Below are 22,779 nucleotides of genomic sequence, written 5' to 3'. Positions count from 1 at the left end.
ACTGTCTGGAACGCTCCGCCGCCAGGACTCGAACCTGAACTATCTGAACCAAAATCAGAGGTGCTGCCATTACACTACGGCGGATTGCCGCACCTGCGGTTTCGATCGATCCATGGTGAAAGCTCGATCCAGCGTCGATCGGGCCCCGCTGTGCGCCCACGATCCTCGCACGCCACCCGGCTTCCGTGCGAACCGCCTCGCCGGTAGCCGCGCGCGTGGCCGATACGCTGGACCACATGTCCCGACCGCCGCAGGCCCCCGCCGGCAAATCCCAGTCGGATATGTCGATCAAGTCGCAGTCGGCTGTGCCGATCAAGTCACAGCGGACACGGATGACCGGAACCCAGCGTCGCGAGCAGTTGATCGAGATCGGTCGCAGCGTCTTCGCAGAGCGTGGCTACGAGGCTGCCTCGATCGAGGAGATTTCCGCCAGGGCCAACGTCTCCAAGCCGGTCGTCTACGAACACTTCGGCGGCAAGGAGGGCCTCTATGCCGTCGTGGTGGACCGCGAGATGTCCACCCTCCTGCAGATGATCACCTCGTCGCTCGCCCAGAACCGTTCCCGGGTGCGGGTCGAGCGGGTAGCACTGGCGTTGCTGACCTACGTCGAGGAGCGGACCGAAGGTTTCCAGATCCTGGTCCGCGACTCCCCGATGTCGGCGAAGGAGGGCACGTACTCGAGCCTCCTCAACGAGGCGGTCACCCAGGTCGGCCACATCCTCGCCGGCGACTTCTCGCGCCGCGGGTTCGATGCGGGTCTGGCAACGCTGTACGCGCAGGCGCTGGTCGGGATGGTCGCCACCACGGCGACGTGGTGGCTCGACGAGCGGACCCCGCCGAAGGAGGTGGTGGCCGCGCATCTGGTGAACCTGTGCTGGAACGGCCTGACCAATCTCGAGGCGGACCCGCAGCTCGGGGAGTAGCGCCTCGCAGGTACCGAACTCGGCTGATCGTGCAACCCGCGGTCACAATTCCGAGCGATTAACCGAACCGGTGGTATTTTTCAGTCGCAACCGACTGCGGGTTGTCGGTCGGCAGGAGGCGGTCTATGGCAAGGCAGGAACGTGCCGAGGCGACGCGGAACGCAGTCCTGCTCGCCGCCGCGGAAGTGTTCGCCCGGCTGGGGTACGCGCAGGCGAACCTCAGCGAGATCGTCGCCCAGTCGGGTGCCACGAAGGGTTCGCTCTACTTCCACTTCGCGTCCAAGGAAGACCTGGCCCGGGGCGTGATCGACGAGGGGACCCGACGCCTCGGCGTGGCCTGTGCGCCGCTCGTGGAACTGCGGAACCCCGCGTTGGAGACGATGATCGGGCTGTCCTACCTCGCGGCCGACGTGGCCGCAGCCGACCCGATCGTCGCGGCCATGTACCGCCTGCACCACGAGGTCGGCGACCATCGGGGGACCGGCGACAATGTCGTCGAGACCTGGCAGGAGTACTTCGTGACGATGGCCGAACGTGCGATCGACGAGGGCGATGTGGCCGCGGACTCCGACGCCCGGGACGTCGGAATGTTCATCTTCGAGGCCCTGTTCGGCGCCCGGGTCGTGGCGCACGCCACCGGAACGCTCGATCAGCTGAACGCCCGGACTGAGCGGGCGTGGCATTTCATCCTGCCGTCGCTGGTCGCAGCCGGGAAGATCGACTACTTCCGTGAGTTCGCGGTGCGCCGCTCGCGCCGATGACCGTCGCTGACTCTGTCGGCGGCCCGGCTTAGAATCGACGTGGCCGTCGACGTGGCGGCCTCGCTCGTCCACACAGGAGCATCGACGTTGCCCTCCCGTTCCCAGCACGCCTCGACCCCGGTGACGCACGAGCAGCTTCCGCTCGCCGGTGTCGCCCGCGTCGCACTCGCGCACCCTGCATTCTCCGACGTGCGGGACGCGGTCGGACGGGCCGCCCTCGACATCGTCGCCCCCAACCCTGCGCGCCCGTTCGTCGCGTCCGCAATCGCACAGCGCGCCCAGCTGTTGCTGGTCACCGCCACCGGCCGGGAGGCCGACGACCTGGCCGTGGAGCTGCGCGAGATCCTCGGCGACTCGGTTGCGCAGTTCCCGTCCTGGGAGACGCTGCCGCACGAGCGGCTCTCGCCGGGCGCGGACACGGTCGGTAGGCGACTCGAGGTGCTGCGCCGGCTCGCCTGCCCCGACAACGCCGACTACGGCCCGCCGCTGAGCGTGGTCGTCACCACGGTGCGCTCGCTGGTGCAGCCGATGGCTCCAGGGCTCGGCGAGATCGAACCGGTGACGCTGCGGGTGGGCACCGAGACCCCGTTCGACGGACTGATCCAGCGACTGGTCGAGATGGCGTACACCCGTGTGGACATGGTCGGCAAGCGCGGCGAGTTCGCGGTCCGCGGTGGGATCCTCGACGTGTTCTCGCCGACCGCCGATCACCCTGTGCGGGTGGAGTTCTGGGGCGACGAGGTGACCGAGCTGCGAGCCTTCTCGGTGGCGGACCAGCGGTCGATTCCGGAGCTCGAGGTCGCGATGCTGATCGCGCCGCCGTGCCGCGAGTTGCTGCTCACCGAGCGGGTCCGCGACCGCGCGGCGGTGCTGGCCCAGGACAACCAGGCCGACGCCGCGCTCGTGGAGATGCTCGACAAGCTCTCCGCCGGTATCCCGGTCGAGGGCATGGAGGCCCTGCTCCCGGTACTCCTCGGCGGCGAGCTGGTCCTGCTGACCGACGTGCTACCCGCGAGCACACACGTGCTGCTCTGCGACCCCGAGAAGATTCGTACCCGCGCAACGGATCTGGTGCGCACCGGTCAGGAGTTCCTGGAGGCCTCGTGGACCGCGGCCTCGATCGGTGGTGCGGCGCCTCTCGACACCCGGGGCATCGACCTGGGGGCGTCCGCGTATCGGTCCCTCCGGCAGGTGCGGGAGAGTGCCGAAGCGAACGGCAGGCCCTGGTGGACGGTCAGCCCGCTCGCCTCCGGGCGCGACGAGGAACTGGTCCTCGACCTTCGCCCCGCGCCCGAGGTCCGCGGTTCCGAAGACCTGCTCGCCGAACTGTTCGTGATGCTGCGCGCACACGTTGCCGCCGGCGGTCGCGCCGCGGTGGTGGTCGCCGGCTCCGGCACAGCGCACCGCGTGCTCGAACGGCTCGGCGAGGCCGAGGTACCGGCCGCCGCGCTGGCGCCTGGCGGCGATCCTCTGCGCGGTCAGGTCGAGGTGTTGTGCGGCAGCCTCCACGACGGTCTCGTCTTCCCGGCCGCGACCGACGGTGATGTCGGCCTGGTCCTGATCTCCGAGTCGGACCTGACCGGCAACCGGGTCACCGCGGCCGGCGACGGGAAACGGCTGCCCGCCAAGCGCCGAAACCAGGTCGACCCGCTGGCGCTGGCCGCCGGCGACATGGTCGTGCACGATCAACACGGCATCGGCCGGTTCGTGGAGATGGTGGAGCGGACCGTCGGCGGTGCCCGCCGGGAGTACCTGGTCATCGAGTACGCGGCGAGCAAGCGGGGCCATCCCGGCGACCGGCTGTTCGTTCCGATGGAGTCCCTCGACCAGCTGTCGCGCTACGTCGGCGGCGAGTTGCCTGCGCTGAGCAAGCTCGGCGGCTCCGACTGGGCGAACACGAAACGCAAGGCGCGCAAGGCGGTTCGTGAGATCGCCGGCGAGCTGGTGCAGCTGTACGCGGCGCGCCAGGCGGCGCCCGGTCACGCCTTCGGCCCCGACACCCCGTGGCAGAAGGAGATGGAGGACGCCTTCGCGTTCACCGAGACACAGGACCAGCTGACCGTCATCGACGAGGTCAAGGCCGACATGGAGAAGCCGGTCCCGATGGACCGCGTCGTCATCGGCGACGTCGGCTACGGCAAGACAGAGGTCGCGGTGCGGGCCGCGTTCAAGGCCGTTCAGGACGGCAAGCAGGTCGCGGTTCTGGTGCCGACAACCCTTCTCGCACAACAGCATCTGCAGACCTTCACCGAGCGGATGGCCAGTTTTCCGGTGAAGGTGCGCGGGCTGTCCCGGTTCACCGACGCGGGCGAGTCGAAGGAGATCATCGCGCAGCTGGCCGACGGCGAGGTCGACGTGGTGGTCGGAACGCACCGGCTGCTGCAGACCGGCGTTCGCTGGAAGGACCTCGGCCTGGTCGTCGTGGACGAGGAGCAGCGGTTCGGCGTCGAGCACAAGGAACACATCAAGGCGCTGCGCACCCACGTGGACGTGCTCACCATGTCCGCCACCCCGATTCCGCGCACCCTCGAGATGAGCATGGCCGGGATCCGCGAGATGTCGACCATCCTCACCCCGCCGGAGGAGCGGCACCCGATCCTCACCTACGTCGGCGCCTACGCCGACAAGCAGGTCGCCGCCGCCATCCGCCGCGAGCTGCTGCGCGACGGTCAGGTGTTCTACGTGCACAACCGGGTCAGCTCGATCGACAAGGCGGCCAAGCGACTTCGCGAACTCGTGCCCGAGGCGCGGGTGGTGGTCGCACACGGTCAGATGAACGAGGAGACACTCGAGAAGACGGTGCAGGGCTTCTGGGAGCGCGAGTTCGACGTGCTGGTGTGTACCACCATCATCGAGACCGGCCTCGACATCTCCAACGCCAACACCCTCATCGTGGAGCGGGCCGACTCGCTCGGACTGTCCCAGCTGCACCAGCTGCGCGGCCGGGTCGGGCGCAGTCGCGAACGCGGCTACGCGTATTTCCTGTACCCGCCGGAGAAGCCGCTCACCGAAACCGCGTACGACCGGCTCGCGACCATCTCGCAGAACTCGGACCTCGGTGCCGGTATGGCCGTCGCGATGAAGGACCTCGAGATTCGCGGCGCCGGAAACGTCTTGGGCGCCGAGCAGTCCGGGCACGTGGCCGGCGTCGGCTTCGACCTGTACGTCCGCCTGGTCGGCGAGGCAGTCGAGGCCTACCGGGCCGCTGCGGACGGCAGGCCGATCGTCACCGACGAAGGCACCAAGGAGGTGCGCATCGACCTGCCGGTGGACGCGCACATCCCGCCGGACTACGTCACCAGCGACCGGCTGCGCCTCGAGGCGTACCGGAAGCTGGCCGCCGCCACACAGGACGCCGCGATCACCGCCGTCGTCGAGGAGTTGGTGGACCGCTACGGACCGCTGCCCGAGGAGGTCGGCAGGCTGGTCTCGGTGGCCAAGTTGCGACTGCTGTGCCGCGAGTACGAGATCGAGGAGGTGTCGGTCGCAGGGACCCAGCTGAAGATCTCGCCGATGCAGCTGCCGGACTCGAAACAGTTGCGACTCAAGCGGTTGTACTCCGCCGCGCAATACCGTGCGACCACCGGGATGGTGCAGATGCCGTTGCCGCGCACCGGATCCGGCGGAGTGGGCGCCGACCGCGTGCGGGACGTGGAACTGCTGCAGTACATCGCCGACTTCCTGCTCGCGATGGACGGCAAGGCTGCCGGGGCCGTGGACGTGTCGCTGCCGGTGGGTGCGCCCGCGTGAGCGACACGGACGCACCCCGGGTAGGAGAGGGGCTCGCCGAGGCCGCCGAGGTGATGGACCGGCTGTGGGGTTTCGGCGGTTGGGAGATCACCCAGACCCACGACTCGCTGCGGCGGTACCTGCTCGAGGAGACCTACGAGTTGCTCGACGCGATCGAGGAGGGCGATCCGGAGGGGCTTCGTGAGGAACTCGGAGATCTGTTGCTGCAGGTGCTCTTCCACTCGCGCATCGCGCAGGCCGCGGGCAGGTTCACCGTCGACGACGTCGCCGCCACCCTGGTCGCGAAGCTGACGCACCGCAGTCCGCACCTGACCAACGGCCACACCGGTCCCGTCGACGTGGCCGAGCAGGAGGCGGCCTGGGAAGTGGCCAAGACCGCGGAGAAGGCGCGGGCGTCCTGCATGGACGGAATCGCGATGGCGCAGCCGGCCCTCGCACTGGCCGAGAAGGTGATCGAGCGGGCGAGCAGGGCGGGTCTGCCCCGCGAGCTGGTCCCGCCCGAGATTCTGGTGATCAGGCTCGGCGATCCCGGGAATGCCGAGGACGTGTTGCGCAAGGCAACGCTGTCGTTTGTGGCGCGGATCCGGGCGACCGAGCTGTCCGCGCAGGCGGGCGGGACCGGGCCGGGGCAGCTCACCGCTTCGGAGTGGGCGCAGTACTGGGTCGGCTGACCTCGGCCAATCCCTCGAATGCGGCGTTACGGTCGTTGCATGTTGTTAGGCTGGGTTGCGCCTGGCACTGCCTCGACCGAAGCGCCTTCACCTCGGAGGAACGTTTCGCGAGTCGGGAACGAGGTGATCGTGGTAGTCGGCGACAACACATCTCGAGTGGACTCCGTGGTCCACGCGTTCGGCGCGAGCGGTACGTGTGGACCGTTACTTCGTCGCTCGGCTAGGGCGTTCTCATGGCCGTCAGCCGCGCTCTGACGGCGACGGACGCCGGCCCTTCCCCCCTCGACATCGAGCCGGCGGGACGGTTGCCCTCCTTCGGTTGGTCACCTCGTGCGGCGCTGCTGGTCGGAGTGTTGGCGTCAGCGGCAATGCTGGTGCCACTCGTCGGCGGGAACGGTCAGGACCAATGGCTACCGCCGGAACTGCGGGCCGCCCTGGTGATATTCGGCGCAACCTTCGTTCCCGGTATCCCGATCGTCATCGCGCTGCGCATCCCGGGGCGCGCACTTGCCGCGAGCCTGGCAGTCGCGCTGTCCCTGGCTACGACGATCCTGGTGAGTCAGTTTTCCCTGATCGGTCACTGGTGGAACCCGTACCGCACTCAAACGGTTCTCGGCGTATCGGCTCTGGTGCTCTGCGTCGCAGTGTGGCTCCGACTCCCGTCGAGGTTCCGGGTGTCGCGCAACCGCTACCAGAATGCGCTGTGGATGGACAGATGGCGTGCAACCGAACTGGTCGCGCTCGTTGCCGCAGTGGTTCTCTTCGCTCGGCAGACGTCGACGCTCGACTACATGGCCGCAGGCAAGTTCGGCATCATCACCGAGGTTGGTTGGCCGTACGTCGCAGGGCTCGTCCTGATCAGTTGCATCGTCGCGGTGACCCTCACACGGTCCCGGATCGATCATGTCGTGATGGCGGCTTCGACGGTCGTGCTCATCACGTATGCGACCCTGCTCGTGCCGATCGCCACCGGTGAGTCGTCCTTCCCGACCGCGTTCGTGCACCGTGGATTCATCACGGCAATCATGCAGGAGGGGGCGCTACCGAAGGCTGTCGACGCCCGGTTCAGTTGGGCCGGGTTCTTTTCCGCGGGTGCGCACCTGACATCGGTCGCGCATCTGCCCGACAGCCAACCTTTCATGGCGTTGGCGCCGTTGTACTTCAATTGTGTGCTCGCGTTTCCTGTCTATGCGATCGCTGTTGCGGTGACGGGGAGGACACGCGTCGCCTGGCTCGCAGTAGTGCTGTACCAACTGTTCAACTGGTATCAACAGGACTACTTCGCGCCGCAATCTGTCGCACTTGTCTTCTATTCGACGATCATTGCAACCCTGCTCTGGCAATTTCGGTGTGCACCACTGCCGCGTCTCGATCCGGGTGTGCTGGGATTCCTGACGACAGCGCCTCGCCGAACCCTCGGCCTGGTACCTGGATTCGGCCGAGCGCGTACGGCCGCGATCGGCGCGGCTCTGATCGTTCTCATCGCCGCAAATGTGGTCACCCATCAGATCACTCCGCTGCTGGTCGTCATCTCGCTCGGATTCTTCTCGCTGCTCGGCGCCACCAGATACCGGGTGTTGTGGCTGGTTGCCGGCCTCATTTTTGCAGCGTGGTTCACCTACGGCGCGTCGGACTACTGGATGGGCCATCTGTACGGAATCTTCAGCGAGGTAGGGAAGGTCGGAAGTTCCGTCACTGAGGGTGTCGGCGACCGTCTTACCGGCGATCCCGTCTACAAGAAAATGCAATACCTCCGGATCGGTGCGTCCGCGGCCTTCGCCGTTCTCGGATTCATGGGTTGGATCGCCATGCGTGGGCGTCGGTCGTGGCTGCTTTCCGGTGCTCTCTTCGGAGCAGCGTTTCTCCTGATTGCGTTGCAGGGATATGACGGCGAGGTTGTCATCCGCAGTTTCGTGCTCTCCGCACCGATGTTGGCTCCGCTCGCCGCATTTGGCATCAGTCGAGCATCACAGCGGTTGTGGATTACTCGCGATGGTGCCGTCACGGCCCCTCTCCGGTGGTCGATGGTGGCCGCACTGGCCGTCGTGCTGACCGCCCTGGGCATCGTGGTGACGACGAATCGTGGCCTCAACACCGCATTCGAGGCAACGACGCCCGAACTGGTGGCGGCGACGGATGAATTCGTCGCATCGGCTTCTCCGAGCAGTTCGATAATGTCGTGGAGCTACTCTCCTCCGGCGCTGGGCGCCAACACTATTGGTTCCCAGACGCCGGATATCGTCTTCGTCGACAAACCCCCGTGCCTAGCCGACCTCGGAACGTGCGCGCTCGATCAACAACCTTCCTACATCTACATCACGAGTCAGGGGATGGGCATGCTGGAATTTCAGGACGGTGTGACCTACGACCGTCTCAGTGAGGCGATAACGAAAATAGTCGACTCGGGGCATTACGTCCCGATGGTCGACAAGCCCACCATTCTCATTCTTCGTCGAACAGACAGCCCGCCTATCGGGGAGGTTCCATGAGTGCGGGCGTCTTCTTCTATCTGCTGTCCGGCGGCCTCCTCGCTGCTTGTGCAGCGATTCGTGAATGGGAGGTTCCCCCGACCGGGTCCATCGGACGCGGTCGGCTGGCGCACGTCCTGTGGGTGTGTCTCCTCGCGTCGCTCGTCGCCGCGGCCGCGCTCACCTACCGGCATCTGATCGATTTGTCCACGTAGCGAGGTGACAGCAGTGATGACCGTGATGGCCGGCAGGCTTGCCGCGGCGACCCTAGCGCTCATCGGGTGTACAGCCTGCAGCGCCCCACCAGTACCTCATCAAGTGATCCCGGTTGCCTCGACCTCCTGCGCACCATCGTCGCCTCCGGGCGGCGTGGGGGCACCGATGGGCGATCTACCCGGCTGGCACCAGATCTTCGTTGACGACTTCAACCGGTGCAGCCTCGGATCGAGTTGGAGTCTGTACTCCGGACAACCTGGCGGCAACCCCAATGGCTGGTGGGATCCGAAGATGGTCAGTGACCAGGGCGGAATGCTGAGGTTGGATTCAGAGAAGACCGCAACCGGCTGGATCAGCGGTGGCGTCTCGAATCACGGGGTTGAACAAACGTACGGTCGCTGGGAGATTCGGATGCGCGCCGACAACAGTGACGACATTTCGTACCACATGCTGCTCTGGCCGGCAGGCAACGACTGGCCGCCGGAAATCGATTTCGCCGAGAGTGCCGGTCCGCGCACGGCCATATCGGCATTCCTGCACTGGGTCGACACGGACGGTGAGAACGCCCAGAGCGGGGCGACGGTCATGGGGGATTTCTCGCAGTGGCACACCGTCGGGGTCGAGTGGGGGCCGGGCGTGGTGCGATACCTGCTGGACGGGGTTGTCTGGGCGGAAGCTCATTCGAAGGTGATGGTCCCGAACGAGCCGATGGGGCTGGCTATGCAGGCCGAAGCGGGGGCGTGTCAGCAGCGAGAAGAGCTGGGCCTTCCGCCGTGCGACCCCAGCGGACCGCATCCCGATCATGTGGGGGTGGAAGTCGACTGGGTTGCGGTGTACCAACCGCTTCCCTCCGAGCTTGCGCGGATGCAGCAGGCGGGGCCGGACCCGTCGGCTATTCAGATGACCAAGCAGTGAGTGGAGCCCCTTGTGGTGTCCGCGGGTGGGTGCAACCCTGACCTACGCGGGGCGCGAGTCGAGGTCGTGCCGTGACCGTACTTGCGGCTCGTTCCAGGGAGGATCGATCGTGATGGACAGTCGACCAAGGGAGATGGAGTTCGTCGAACTCGGAGAGACGCTCGTCGCCGGGCTCCCAGTGCGGAGCCCGAAGCGTCCGCTCGGAAAGTTGCGTGACCGCGATGTCGAGCGGGCCTGGTCGCTCATCCTCCAGAGAGACCCACCGGGGTCGTTGGCATCGATCTACACCGATCACTCGGAAGAGAACCATGCGTACTACACCCAGGTCGTCGGATACCGGTGTTCGTCGATCGACGAGGTGCTGCGGGGGCACGTTCTCGCCAGGGTGCCGGGCGGACTGTATGCGCGGTTTGCCTCGATGGGCGAATTCCCGGATCTGGTGCGCGGTCTGTGGGACCAGGTACGGGACGCCGAGGAATCCGGGCGGATCGACATCGGGTTCACGGGCGCCTTCGAATGCTATCCGAACGAATACCGAATAGACCTGTACATCCCGGTTGGGCCGATGGCGGGGGAGTGTCGGCCATGAGCTTTGAAATAGTCAAGCAGGGTGTGCGGGACTTCGGCGGTCTGGTTCTGCCGAACGTCGAGACAGGGACGGGTGGACGCTACGGCGACCTGATGGAATTCACCCGTGAACGAATCCTGCAGCGGGGGGTCGTCGATATCGTCACCGTCTTCGTCCCGAACGGAGACGGCGGCTGGACGGCGGTGATCGGATATGAGTGCGACAGCTCCGACGACCCCGTGACGGGCGACGTTCATGTTCGCGTACCGAGCGGATATTTCGCGGTGTTCACTCCTGACGGTCCGGTCGCCGATCCTGTTGCGGATGTGTGGATGCAGGTGGAGGCAGCCGCACAGGAGGGAAGAATAGATCGCGCCTTCGCCGAAGAAATTGAGATAACCCGAGACGCGAGTGAGGTCGAGCTCTTCATTTCACTCGCTTAGAGCGTGGGACGATTCATCGGGACGGTTGCCCCGCGTGTCCTGTAGTCCGCAACTCGATTCCGGAATGGACCAATTGATATGGCATGTCAATATGCGTATGCGAGAGACCTGGGCATCTACCAGAAGATTGAAACCAGAAGTGTATGGGATCCGCGGTCCCAATGTCGATTCGTTGCTGCACGTCCCGCCGCGGAGCCGGCGCTGTGGTCGGAATATCTCGCGGGGGCTCAGCTCGGCTACCACAAGTACGGCGCCGAGAAGGCATTGGAATACGAGGCAACTTGCGACGGCTCGTCAACGGCATTGTTCTTCGTCGCCATTTCGTCCGACGGGTCGGTGATAGGCGGACTGCGGGCGCAAGGTCCCTACTCGTCCGCGGAACAGGCCCACGCCATCGTCGAGTGGGCGGCGCATCCCGGGGCGAAAGCGGTTCGGACGATGATCTCCGATCGTCTCCCGTTCGGCGTCGTCGAGATGAAAGCGGCGTGGGTGGCAGACCACGCCTCGCATCGACGCGAGCTGCTTCGCTCACTTGCCGGGATCGGCTACTGCACGCTGGAGATGTTGGACGTGCAGTTTCTGCTGGCAACCGCGGCCGAGCATGTCTTGCAGTTGTGGGTGTCGTCCGGGGGAGAGGTGGCCGAGCACATACCGGCAACTCCGTATCCAGACGAGCGATATCGGACGCGAATGATGTGGTGGGATCGTCAGCGTCCGTCCGGCGGGATCGGCGCGAGCAAATTTGCGCGGTCTCGCACGCGGACGACCGCAACCGACCATGATGAACCCATCAGGCTGAGTCGTTCGATGTGACGCTCGGAGCGTGCCATGGATCTGTCTTGCGAGGAGTGCACTGCGACGCTGCTCGATGAGCGACTCCCCGAGGACGCGGCGAGGCTTGCCCGCCTCCGGGCGAGTCCCGCGATCGAGTTCCACGACAAGTACGAGGCGCAGCGCGCCAGCCTCCGAGGAATCCTGTCGACATCCGACTCGGCGGGTATCGAGGAATCGCCGGTCTGGGCGTACTACCCGTGGCGACGGGCAGCGGTCCGACTGCTCGACCAGGCGGCGTTCCGGCTCCTGCGACTTGACCGGAACCGCAACAAGATCACCCGAGCGGAACAGGATCGGCTCGCGGAGCTGGAGGTCGGGATCGTCGGACTCAGCGTCGGTCATGCGGTAGCGCTGGCGCTGACCCTGGAGGGCACGTGCGGCAAGATTCGGCTCGCGGACTTCGACACGGTGGACCTGTCCAACCTCAACAGGGTGCCGGCCACAGTCTTCGACCTTGGCGTCAACAAGGCCGTGGTGGCAGCGCGCCGGATAGCTGAAGTCGACCCCTATCTCACGGTGTCCGTGCACACCGGTGGAGTTACGGTCGGCACGATTTCTGATTTCCTCGACGGTCTGGACTTGGTGATCGAGGAGTGCGACTCGCTGGACATGAAGGTCGCGGTGCGCGAGGAAGCCCGCTCACAGCGGATTCCCGTGGTGATGGAGACGAGTGACCGGGGCTTGATCGATGTGGAGCGGTTCGACCTCGAACCGGATCGGCCGCTGTTCCACGGATTGCTCGGAGACGTCGACAGCGCGTTGTTGGCGGGGCTGTCCGCGCGGGAGAAGGTGCCGCACATGCTTCGAGTGCTGGGTGCCGCGGACCTCTCCTCGAGAATGGCCGCGTCTCTCGTCGAGATCGGCACCACCATCTCGACCTGGCCGCAGCTCGGCGGTGACGTGTTGTTCGGGGGAGCCAGCATCGCGGCTGCTGTGCGAAGGTTCGGCCTGGGACGGGCGCTGCCCTCGGGTCGTGTCCGGATCGATCTCGATGCCGTGCTGGACGTGCTGAGTTCGCCAACGGCCGCGGCGGGCGGCACGGGCGCCCATCCGACCGACGTCGAGCCCCCGCCGGCGCCGGTCGACGGGCGCGGTGCTGTGGTGCACGCCGCGCATGCGGCGCCCTCCGGGGGAAACGCGCAACCCTGGAAGGTGGTGGCCGATCGCACCGAGCTGCGTCTCTTCCTGGATCCGGACCGTACCTCGACGATGGACGTGCAGTTCCGCGGCAGTTACGTCGCGCTCGGCGCAGCGCTCTACAACGCACGGGTTGCGGCCGCCGCCTTCGGCATTCTCGGGTCGATCGAGATGTTCGGCGACCGAAAGACCCCGACGTTGGTGGCGACGATGGCCTTCGGTACTTCGTCCGATGCTGCGCTCGCACGTCGATACGACCGGATGTTGCGCCGTGGCACCAACCGTCATCGCGGCGTTCCACAGCGCATTGGCGATCGGGCGTCACGGGAGCTGGCGGCAGCGGCGGAGGAGGAGGGTGCGCGGCTGCGGATCATCACAGACCGGCGTGCGATCACCGCGGCGTCAGAGCTGTTTGCGGCGTCGGAGCGAGTGCGCTTTCTCGATCCTCGACTCCACGCCGAGATGATCGGCGAGCTGCGGTGGCCGGGAGAGGACAACCTGGAGACGGGCATCGACATGCGATCGCTCGAACTTGATGCCACAGACGCGTCGACGCTGCGGGTTGTGAGCAGGTCCGACGCAATGGCGCACTTGGCCGAGTGGCAACTGGGGCGAAGCCTGGGGGCGACGACACGCGACCGGGTCAGATCCAGTTCGGCACTCGCGGCGGTGGTCATCGACGGACACCAACCGTTGGACTTCGTTCGTGGGGGATCGGCGCTGGAGGCTGTGTGGATCAGCGCCGAGGAACACGGGCTGGCCGTGCAGCCGATTTCGCCGGTGTTCCTGTACGGACTGGACACGGCGGACCTGGAGGAATTGGCGCCGGCCTACACCACACAGCTGTCCGAGGGGCGGCGGGCGATGCGCGAGATGTTCGGCGTTGCGGCGGAAGAGACTCTCGTGTTGATCCTGCGCATGAGCCACGCCCCTCGCCCCTCGGTCCGCAGTCGGCGCTTCCTTTCGGGCGACCAGGCCACTCCGCGCCGGCGGGTCTGACGGAGAATCGAATATCCGTGCGCAGTCTCGAGGAACTGGTCACCGCCGTCGCTTCGCGATTGAGCGCAGCGTATGCGGAGACGTGGGTGACCGTTGCCGAGCAGGTTCTGCGCGACCTGGTCGACCACTTCGAACTCGATGCGTGCTTGCTGAGGCGTAACGACCATGTAATCGGTGCGACCATCCTGGTTGCCGAATGGCCGAAGAGGCAGGTCATCCCAGATCCGGACCCGCTCGGCGTCGTCTACTTCGCCGATGCCGAACCAGAATTCGCACAAGCAGCGAACCTGAAGGAGGTCGGATTCGTTCGTCCGGGCCAGGACAACTCCGAGTATCAGGAACGAGTGGCAAGGGGCGCGGGAGTGCCGCAAGTGACGCTGGCTGCGGTTCCTCTCGTCTCGGGGGACGTGACGACCGGTACGTTGGGCTTCATCAAATACGGCGACCACTCCTGGACCGCCGCGGAAGTGAACGTGCTCAAGGCAATTGCCTCGTTGCTGACCCAGGTCCAGGAGAGGGTGCGCGCGGAGGAGCAACTGCGCTACTCGGCTGACCACGACGAACTGACCGGTCTGGTGAACCGTCGGTTCCTGGCGGAGTACCTCGAGCACCGGATTGCTCCCGGAATGCCGGGCCCTGTCGCAATCTTGTTTCTCGACCTGGACAGACTCAAATCCGTCAACGACTTCCTCGGTCACACTGCCGGAGATGCCTTCATCATGGCAGTGGGTGCCCGGCTGAAAGACCACCTCGGCCAGGAGGACGTCGTCGCCCGATTGGGCGGGGACGAATTTGTCGTGGTGTTCGGTCGGGAACTCGACCTTGCAGCTGCCCAGATCATGGCGACGGGGATCATGGACATCGTCAGCGAGAGGGTAGCCATCGGCAGCGTCTTCGTGACAAGAAGTGCGAGCATCGGCGTCACAGTGGGCATACCTGGGCAATGCTCCAGTGCGGACCTGCTGCGGCAGGCTGATCAGGCTCTCCTTGCCGCGAAATCTCGGGGCGGCAATGGTATCGCCGCGTTCACCGAAGAGATTCGGGCCGAGAGCGAGAGTCGCGACATCGTCGAGCTGAGCTTGCGGTCATCGATAAGCGACGACTGCCTGCATCTGGTCTACCAACCCGAGGTGGACATGCGCAGCGGTGTGATCGTTGCGGTGGAAGCGCTGCTGCGATGGGAACATCCGCTCCTCGGCCTGCTGATGCCGGAGTCGTTCATCCACGTCGCGGAGTCGACCAACCTCGCAACCGAGTTGGGTACCTGGGTTATTCGGAGCGCGTTCCGTCAGTATGCCCAGTGGTGGTCGGAGATCGCAGGTCTGGACGTGGTCCTGCGGGTCAACGTGTCGCCAGGGCAATTGGTCGGTGCGGACTTCGTCGACTCCATCGCCCGAGAGTTGGGTGAGTACGGCATCGACGGTGGCAACGTATGCCTCGAGATCACCGAGAACGCAGTGGTGAGCGACGTCGATCGCACCCGACGTGCACTGCGCGGGCTCGCGGGCCTGGGTGTTCAGGTGGCTATCGACGACTTCGGTTCCGGCTACAGCTCACTGGCACAGCTCAAGCAGCTGCAGTTCGACGTCCTCAAGATCGACCGCGAATTCATTCGCGATCTCGGCGACAGTCCGGCCGATCTGGCCATTGTCAAATCCATTGTCACTCTTGCGAAGTCGTTCGATCTCATTCTGGTGGCGGAAGGGGTGGAGACCGAGATGGCCGCTCGCACCCTCCTCGACCTCGGTTGCTATCGAGCCCAGGGTTTCCTGCTGCACCGCCCGCTGCCGGCAGACATGGTGCGTGACCTGCTGATCACGAATCGTGAAACCCCAGGACCCTCTTGACCATGCCTCGCAATGCCAGGTCGAGGGGTGTGTAGGGCAATCGTTCGATCCGATACTCCGCGTACGGGACGGCGGCGGCGCCGAAGCGTTCCTTGAACTGGGACAGTCCGACCGAATTCCCGGACTCGCCCAGGTGGTGCCGGGCGCACCCGCGTTCGCAGGCAAGCCTGACCGCGTGCCATTGGAGTAGTTCGTTCGCTCGGCTCGGGCCGGCGATGTCCCGGTCCATCGCCGCGCGAATGTCGTGCGCAGTCTGTCCGAGCAGGGTGATACCCGATGCCGCCGGGGTGTCGTCCACGAAAGCCACCAGCACGACGAAGGCATCGCCCATGTGTCGGGCGATGCATTGCATCCTTCGCAGCGGATCGCGTCGTTGCGCCCTCCACCGTGCCAGCACCAGCGGCTCGTGCTGATGTCGAGCCCAGCGTTCCACCGACGCGTTGAAGAGCTCGTAGTGGACGGGCAGCAGCCGTCCGGTTCGGTCGATCTCGATCCGCACCCCCGAACGCTCCGCCACGCGCAGTCCTCGACGGGTGGAGCGGTGCATACGGGTCAGTACGGCGTCGGGGCCGCCCGCGAGATCGATGACGTGTGCCCGCCGTGCTATGGCCGTGACGCCCGTTCCGCGTGACGATGTCCACTGGTTCGCAGTGAGCGGGTTGGGACGAATCCAGACCCGCGTCGCTCCCGACTGGCGGAGATCGGCGACGACTGAAGACACGACGCCCGCGTCGAGGTCGTTGCCGATCAGCCCACCCATTCCCCGGGCAATCGGGTAGGACGTGAGCCAGCCGCCGACGCCGGCAGGTCCTCGGCGCCGGACCAGGGGTAGCACGAACCGGCGACCGTCGGAAAACTCGTACAGGCGACTCGCATCCGCGAATTCGTGGCCCTCGCAGAGGGCATCGACCCATTCCGGCGCGTGCTCGGGCAGTGCCTCGGCGTCGCGTGCAATGATGTCGCGCCACTCCCCGCGGGGTGCAGGGCTGTCGACTCGCATGGCTACCATCGCGACCTCCCCAGAGTGAGGGCGACCAGCCGCGCGGTGCGGGTGGTGAGGGCTCGGAGATCGTCCTCGCGTAGGCCGAGCACGGTGAGCAGAACGGTCGAGCGCGGAGCAAGTGCAGGCGTCCGGCAGGTCGGGCACCCGCCCGGTCGGTGTCCGAGCAGATCGGCACATGCCTCCGCGAGTCCCGACTGGTACGCGCGCCGGGTCAACGGTATGCCGGCGAAGCGCACTGCCCTATCGGCGTTGCGCGGGGCGCGGGCGAGTGCGGCCAGGTCGAACATCGCGAGGTCCGGCGCCGAGTCGCCAACTGCCAATGCGCATTCGCTGGCGGACAGCTCGCCCGCCAGGGCCCGCAGACCCGCGCCCTTGTCGATGCCCTCGACGATCAGGTCGGTCTGGCCTTGGCCGTGGATTACCCGGACTGCGGGATCCGCTGATTCCGGAATCTGGTCGAGCAAGCCATTGGGCAGCGGGCCGTCCCGCAGCCTCGCACGGACGATGTACTGGTAGTCGGGGTCGATCTGGACGTCCGGGTGCCGACCGAGTGCGGCGCGGATCCGGTCGAGCATCGCGCGTTGGTCGGTCCGGCGCAGGTCGGTCACCGTTCCGCTTTCGCGTCGATAGCAGACCGCGCCGTACTCGGCGACCGCGCCGGCGAGGCCGAACGACACACAGCGGTCGCGCGCGTCGACAAGGCTGCGACCTGTGACCAGCACCGGCCGATATCCGTGGCTGGTCAGTGCCCGTAGTGCGAGGACACCGGCCGGGGTCGTGGCCGGAAAACCGAGTGGGTCCGATTCCAGCACGCCGTCCAGGTCGATCGCGCAGAGTGGACCACTCGTCGGTCGCAGGTCGGCCAGGTACAGGTCGGCGAGATAGTCGTGGACGGCGGCCGCGGATTGGCGCGCCATTCGTGCCGCTGGAACCTCGCCCGTCCTGTCCAGTCGCCACAGCTGGCCGAGGCGGTACAGCAGCCAGCGTTCGCCGTCCACGTGCTGTCCGGTTGTATGTTCGTAGGCCGCACGGAGCCGAGCGCCGAACGCCGCGGACGGGGGGTCGGCCGCGGCGCCGGCGAGGTCGAATACCGGGTCGTAGCAGACCAATTCGAGGTTGCTGAACGCGCGGTCGTGGAAGTCGACCTTGCGTAGCAGGCCGTCGGCGGCCGGGTCGGCCAACCAGTGTCGGGTGTCGGTCTTGCCGTCCACCACATTGGTTTCGGCTGCGAACATCAGCCGCCGAACAACAGGTTCGAGTAGGCACAACTGCGCGGGCGGTGCCAGCGGACCGTACATTTTCGCCAGAAGTTCGGCCGCGACCTCCCAGGCCGGGGCTCGGCCGCGCAGCCGGGGAGTGGGATCCGTGCGTACAGCCAATTTCTTGCTTCTTTCCGTGACGTAGTCGACGATCGCGCGGATCACCGCCTGTTCCGTGGGTGGCCGCCCGGCGGACGGCAGCCAGTCGCGGTAGAGGAGACCGTCGTCGAACCCGTACACCCGGGGAAGGTGGCCGTCGAGTCCTTCGGCGACGGCTATCGAATGCCGGCCGAGGTAACCGAGTCCGGCGCCCTCCACCAGGATGTCCCGATCCTCGGTCTGCCCCGTACTGCGGTTGACCACTCGAACCAGGAACCGGCACCGGACGTGGCCGCGCGGACGGATTGACGGGGGGAGCGGCCTCGGTCTCGGCAGTTGAACCTGCCAATCGGCGCCGAGCAGTCGGGTGAGCGCCCGACCGACCGAGTCGGGGGTGAGTCGCTGATGCACGCTCCACTCGGTCCACGGCTGGGTGACCGCGGGCCATCGGAACAGCGCGACGGGAGGATCCTCGGTGTCGGCGAACAGGGGAATCAGCAACACGATCGAAGAATCTGGGACGCCCGCCGCGCCGACCGCGGTTGCCGCGGCGGCAAGCGACCCGCCGGACCCGGGCGGGTCGTCCGTGATCAGCACACGACCGCCGGACCGCGCGATGTCACGCAGCCGCCACTCGTCCGTGCGCAGAAATGGCTGCCCGGGCCGATAGCTGAGTACCTCTACGCGAGTCACGCCCGCTGCCTCCAGCGCGGCCGCCTGCAGCGGGGCGAGGTAGTCGCCGGAGGTGCGTACTCCCACCACCGCGATCGGCGCGCCGCGGTCGGGGTACTGATCGAGATATGTGCGGGCCATCCATCTCGCGTCGTCAGGGTGCTGGTCGAAGCTGGTGAAGCAGGCGGGCAATCGGATCACATCGAGGCCGAATGCGCCGGGTGGGATCGGTGGCAGCGAATCGGGTTCGACGGAAGTCACCGCGTCAGGATCGAGAACCAGCGCGGCCAGCGCAGACGTCAGGGCGGCCAGCGCATTGCGGATCTCGATCAACGTTCGCCGCTGGGCGGGCCGGCTCAGGACCGTCGCGCAGGCAGAGGCGAGCGCGCCGGCGGCGCGCGCTGGTGCCGAGCCGTGTGCACGCATGTAGCTGGCCGCTCGACGGAGTTGCATCGGGTCGGGGTGTAGCCGGTCCTCGATCAACTGGACCAGTCCGGCTGCGAGCAGGAACGCATCGAGCCAGTCCCGGCGCCGCAGCGCCTCCTGGAGCCGGTCCGCCACCATCTCACCGGTGCACAGCAGGTTGGCCGCCTGCAGGGGCGCTGTGGGGACATTCACCTGGGGGGACACTGTGGCGGTCATGTCATGCGCCGAATGTAGTGGGCCGGCGACAAGGTGAGGGCGGTTGTGTCCGGCGTCGGTGTGTGGGTGCCGTAGTTCATTGTGCCGACCTGACGTAGAACAGGAATGACGTTGCGGTGCATCCAGATTGGACTGGATGTGTAGCGTTGAGACTTCGAGAGGTTGTCGGTGACGTGGCGGAGCCAACTCAGCAGCAACAATGCGCGTGCAGGGAGCGGGTCGGCCGGTTGGCTGCTGTGCAGCATCAGTGTTTCGGCCGGGCTCCAGCAGCTCTCGGCAGCGAGACGGTCCGCGACCCGTCTGCCGAACTCCTTGCGGCGGCCCGGTACGGGTGAGGTCAACAGCCAATGTGTGGTGTCGAGGACGGCGAGGTCATCGGGGTGTGCCCGCCCCCAGTCGATGATCCCGCTCACGGAGCCGCTGTCGGCCAGCATCAGATTCCCGGGGTGGAAATCGCCGTGCGTCCAGCCGAGCCGGACCGGCCGGCCCTCCAAGTCGTCGTGCAGCGCTGCGACCAGGCGATCTATTGCGGCGCACGACTTTCCGGGACGGACAGCGCGCCGGAGCACCTCTGACGGTTCATCGACCCACCGAACCAGCAGTGTGGCATCGGCTGTCGTCGTGCGCGCGTCGAGCTGGTGCAGCGGCTCGATCGCGTCCAGCGCCGCCGAGGGGAGGCACGCCCGGTCCCGCGCGTCTCGGCCGGGCAGTCGGCTGGCCAGCAGGTAGTCGCCGGACTCACTGTGCGTGGCCTCGAGGACCACGGGTATCAGCGCTCGCCAGGCGCCGAGCCGGTTGTCCTCCCGCAGGCGCCGAAGTATGTCGACCTCCCGCCGTAGATCCTCGGCGCCGCGATCTGTGGTGCTCATCTTGAGGACACCAGAACGACCGGAGTGGGACCGCACCAGGATCACTGCCGTGTCGGCGACCGTGGGAATGGGCCGTTCCACGTCCCACTTCCCGGGTACGTCGGCGAGGATGCGGCGCACGGTGCGGGTCGATTTGCCCGCGGGCCCGAGACGAACGGTGTGCGGCATCGCGCCCAGACGCACGGGCACTACCCGGGTAGGCCGGCGGCGCACGACCAATGCCGCGGCCACGACGAGCTGCGCAGTCAACCAGGCCACTCCGGCACCGGCGATGCCGATGTGGGGGACGAGAATCACGGTGAGCCCGATGACGATTGCGGCGAGGGTCGTCATCGCGGCCACCACCGTACGCATGTCGCTGGCTGCGCGCGCCCGGCTCACCGACAGTGCCACCTCGACGTTGGGTATCGCGGACAGGGCGAACAGCCTCAGCGTCGCGGTCCCGTTCGCTGCGTAGAACGGCCCGAAGAACGTCAGCACGAAGGGCGTGAACAACACAAGCACGACAACGCCGGGTATCACCAGCGCCAGCGTGTGCCGGCGAACCTGCCGAAACCGTTCGTCCAACCGCGTCTGGTCGCCCACGCCGTGGGCAACCAACGACTGACCGAAAGCCGATGGCGCGTCGTACAGTGCTGTGCCCACCAACCAGGCCAGCGCGAACACCGCGGCTTCCCGGGCCCCGGCGATGTTGAGCACCAGCACCGGGATCAGCGAGGTGCAGGCAATCCAGGCCAGTGAACTGAGGTAGTCGGGGCCGAGATAGCGGCCTACAACGCGCAACGAGTGCGCCCTGCTCGCGGAGTGAGCGGTGGCAGCGAACCTCGGGATCGCCCGAGCGAACAGGTACCCCGTGGTGATCGACACCGCCACGATCATCGCCGCTGCCCAGGCGGCCCAGATCCCAGCGCCGGGAAGAAGCTGCGCGAACCAGACCACCAGCGCGACCTTGACCAGCGCGAAGCCCAAGTTCTCCGCTGGAACCGCGACGGCCCGACCGACCGCCACCAGAGCCGAATCCTGAATCACGAACACGGCCCAGCCCATGGTGGCGACAACGAAACTCAACGCGATCGGGCCGCGAAGCAGTTCGGTCAACCCGGGGGACCACTGGCGCAAACCGGCCAGGAACACGACCGCGGCCAGCCCCGACAGGCCGGCGCCGACGATCAACGCAGTGGTGGTCATGCGACGTGCGTCGGTGCCTGCGATCGGAACGAAGCGCAGAAGAACGTTCATCATGTTCAACTGTGCGATTCCGGCGAGGAACATCATCGCCGAGACAGCTGCGGAGTTGGCACCCACCACTTCGGGTGGGTACAACCGGGCCGCGAGCGTCCAGAACCCCACTCCGGCCGCGCTGGTGAGTGCCGAATTGGCCACCAGTAGGTATCCGCTGCGGTACATCGGCTCGCGCCACGAGGCCGCGAACCGGCGCGCCAACGCCTGGGCCGCGTTCACCCGGCGACCTTCCACGTCGGCCGTTCGGTCTTGCGGTGTTGCCACCGACTCGTCGCATAGGCAAATGGTCCGGCGCACAGGCCAAGTCGCTCGCGCCACACCAGTTCCAGCGGGAACCCGGGCTGTTTGCCCGCGTTCTTTGCGGAGCCGCGGCCGAGCAGGTATCGCATTGCGGGGGCAGCGCGCCGCAGCATCGGAGCCAGCAGTGCGGGGTCCTCGCAGAGCGAGGCGGTCAGATATGCGCCGAGCCCGACGCCGTAGCCGTAGGACTGCTTGCGTAGCCCGGCGTACTCGCGCCGGTGTCGGTGCCGCACGATCGCGGCCGGCTGATAGACGAGCAACTTTCCGTCCATGATCACCCGGAGGAACGCGATCAGATCGTCCCCGCCTCTGGCCGGCGTTCCCGCCCCAGTCGCTGGGTCGAATCCTCCTGTACCCAACAGCCATTCGGTTCGGAAGGCCATGTTCATCCCGGATCCGAAGCGACCTGCGGTGAACGGAAACAGTCCGTCGGGCGGTGGCCGACCCTTCCGATAGTCGAGGCGGGTGAACCCCCGTGTGAAGCCGCCGGCCTGTTCCATCCACAGTTGTGCGTGCGTCTCGAGCTCTGCCGGCAGGATCAGTCCGGTCACGCAGGTCGCGGAGGGGTCGGTGAAACCTTCGGCGAGCGCGGCCAGCCAGCGTGGATCGACCTCGACGTCGTTGTCGATGAAGGCTACGAGCCGGCCGGTGACGAATGGCAGCGCGGTGTTGTGTGCGAGCGCCGACCCGTGTCGAGCAGTCCGAAGGTAGCGCAGTTCGAACGGCCATGCGGAGGTCTTGCCGAGTGCTTCCGCGGTGGTCGTACCGCCCGGTGTGCTGTCGATGACCACCACGTCGAACTCTGCCGGATAGTCCAGCCGGGACAGCGAGGCAAGGCAGTGGATGAGACTTGCCGGACGGTCGTCGGCGTCTATGACGATGGTGGCGGTCGGTGCCTCTGGCGCCGTCAGGGTCTGGCCGCGCAGGCAATTCGGAGCCGGGAGACGGGGGAGTCCTGTGAGGGGGAGTCGATCAGGAACCGGAACCCCGTCTGCGTCGAGGTGCGCAGCCACCCTGGAGCGGATCTGCGGCCAGATCGAGGTCGCTATGTCGACCGGGCGCAACGCCTTTCCGTCCGTCGGAAGGACGACCTCGCAGACCGGTAGGGTGTGCAGCCGCACGAGAAGCCTTGCGGCGACGTGTTGTGCACCGCATGGGACC

16 protein-coding genes and 1 tRNA gene are annotated in these 22,779 nt (G+C 66.6%); 12 read left to right on the top strand and 5 right to left on the bottom strand.

What is annotated here, in order from left to right:
• Positions 1 to 13: 13 nt before the first annotated feature.
• A tRNA-Gln gene (locus FK531_RS04650) sits at positions 14 to 84 on the bottom strand.
• A 248-nt stretch (positions 85 to 332) separates the two neighbouring features.
• Between FK531_RS04650 and FK531_RS04645 the strand changes: the two genes are divergently transcribed.
• From FK531_RS04645 to FK531_RS04590, 12 genes are all read left to right on the top strand, one after another.
• Positions 333 to 923 (top strand): TetR/AcrR family transcriptional regulator, encoded by a 591-nt coding sequence (locus tag FK531_RS04645; protein ID WP_142096636.1) that lies wholly within the window; start codon positions 333 to 335, stop codon positions 921 to 923.
• Between the two features lie 125 nt (positions 924 to 1,048).
• Complete coding sequence (locus FK531_RS04640; protein ID WP_142095634.1) at positions 1,049 to 1,684, top strand: ScbR family autoregulator-binding transcription factor; 636 nt, start codon at positions 1,049 to 1,051, stop codon at positions 1,682 to 1,684.
• 120 nt (positions 1,685 to 1,804) lie between these two features.
• Positions 1,805 to 5,434 (top strand): transcription-repair coupling factor, encoded by a 3,630-nt coding sequence (gene mfd / locus FK531_RS04635; protein WP_142096633.1) that lies wholly within the window; start codon positions 1,805 to 1,807, stop codon positions 5,432 to 5,434.
• Positions 5,435 to 5,487: 53 nt separating this feature from the next.
• Positions 5,488 to 6,105, top strand: a complete 618-nt coding sequence (locus FK531_RS04630) for a nucleoside triphosphate pyrophosphohydrolase (protein ID WP_142096628.1) — start codon at positions 5,488 to 5,490, stop codon at positions 6,103 to 6,105.
• Positions 6,106 to 6,338: 233 nt separating this feature from the next.
• On the top strand, positions 6,339 to 8,594 hold the full coding sequence (locus FK531_RS04625; RefSeq protein WP_246097879.1) for a hypothetical protein: 2,256 nt from the start codon (positions 6,339 to 6,341) through the stop codon (positions 8,592 to 8,594).
• Positions 8,591 to 8,788: a hypothetical protein gene (locus FK531_RS04620; protein ID WP_142095631.1), complete on the top strand. Its 198-nt coding sequence runs from the start codon at positions 8,591 to 8,593 to the stop codon at positions 8,786 to 8,788. Before FK531_RS04625 ends, FK531_RS04620 begins: the two co-directional genes overlap by 4 nt.
• A gap of 166 nt (positions 8,789 to 8,954) precedes the next feature.
• Positions 8,955 to 9,704: a glycoside hydrolase family 16 protein gene (locus tag FK531_RS04615; protein ID WP_246097877.1), complete on the top strand. Its 750-nt coding sequence runs from the start codon at positions 8,955 to 8,957 to the stop codon at positions 9,702 to 9,704.
• Positions 9,705 to 9,837: 133 nt separating this feature from the next.
• The gene (locus FK531_RS04610; RefSeq protein ID WP_142095629.1) at positions 9,838 to 10,293 is read left to right on the top strand and encodes a GyrI-like domain-containing protein; all 456 of its coding nucleotides are present in this window, start codon (positions 9,838 to 9,840) and stop codon (positions 10,291 to 10,293) included.
• A complete protein-coding gene (locus tag FK531_RS04605; protein WP_142095628.1) occupies positions 10,290 to 10,715 on the top strand; it encodes an effector binding domain-containing protein in 426 nt (141 codons plus the stop codon). Before FK531_RS04610 ends, FK531_RS04605 begins: the two co-directional genes overlap by 4 nt.
• A 78-nt stretch (positions 10,716 to 10,793) precedes the next feature.
• Entirely contained in the window at positions 10,794 to 11,528 is a 735-nt protein-coding gene (locus FK531_RS04600) for a hypothetical protein (protein ID WP_142095626.1), read from the top strand.
• A 15-nt stretch (positions 11,529 to 11,543) separates the two neighbouring features.
• Complete coding sequence (locus FK531_RS04595; protein WP_142095624.1) at positions 11,544 to 13,685, top strand: Rv1355c family protein; 2,142 nt, start codon at positions 11,544 to 11,546, stop codon at positions 13,683 to 13,685.
• Positions 13,686 to 13,702: 17 nt separating this feature from the next.
• Positions 13,703 to 15,532: a putative bifunctional diguanylate cyclase/phosphodiesterase gene (locus tag FK531_RS04590; RefSeq protein WP_246097875.1), complete on the top strand. Its 1,830-nt coding sequence runs from the start codon at positions 13,703 to 13,705 to the stop codon at positions 15,530 to 15,532.
• Here the strand turns inward: FK531_RS04590 and FK531_RS04585 are convergent.
• Genes FK531_RS04585 through FK531_RS04570 form a run of 4 tightly spaced genes read right to left on the bottom strand, consistent with a single transcriptional unit; the run spans position 15,501 to position 22,739 of the window.
• On the bottom strand, positions 15,501 to 16,541 hold the full coding sequence (locus FK531_RS04585; RefSeq protein WP_181762820.1) for a GNAT family N-acetyltransferase: 1,041 nt from the start codon (positions 16,539 to 16,541) through the stop codon (positions 15,501 to 15,503). The two genes, FK531_RS04590 and FK531_RS04585, sit on opposite strands and share 32 nt — an antisense overlap.
• Positions 16,535 to 19,207 carry an HAD hydrolase family protein gene (locus FK531_RS04580; protein ID WP_142095620.1) on the bottom strand — a complete coding sequence of 891 codons (2,673 nt, stop codon included), beginning with the start codon at positions 19,205 to 19,207 and terminating at the stop codon, positions 16,535 to 16,537. Before FK531_RS04580 ends, FK531_RS04585 begins: the two co-directional genes overlap by 7 nt.
• A complete protein-coding gene (locus FK531_RS04575; protein ID WP_142095618.1) occupies positions 19,204 to 21,537 on the bottom strand; it encodes a phosphotransferase in 2,334 nt (777 codons plus the stop codon). Before FK531_RS04575 ends, FK531_RS04580 begins: the two co-directional genes overlap by 4 nt.
• The gene (locus FK531_RS04570) at positions 21,534 to 22,739 is read right to left on the bottom strand and encodes a glycosyltransferase family 2 protein (RefSeq protein WP_181762819.1); all 1,206 of its coding nucleotides are present in this window, start codon (positions 22,737 to 22,739) and stop codon (positions 21,534 to 21,536) included. The genes FK531_RS04575 and FK531_RS04570 overlap by 4 nt, the downstream gene beginning before the upstream one ends.
• Positions 22,740 to 22,779: the final 40 nt, after the last annotated feature.

Source organism: Rhodococcus spelaei (genome assembly GCF_006704125.1).
GTDB classification, from domain to species: Bacteria; Actinomycetota; Actinomycetes; order Mycobacteriales; family Mycobacteriaceae; genus Rhodococcus_G; species Rhodococcus_G spelaei.
Note: the sequence above shows the minus strand (reverse complement) of the source record. Positions and strands in the feature narration are given on the sequence as shown.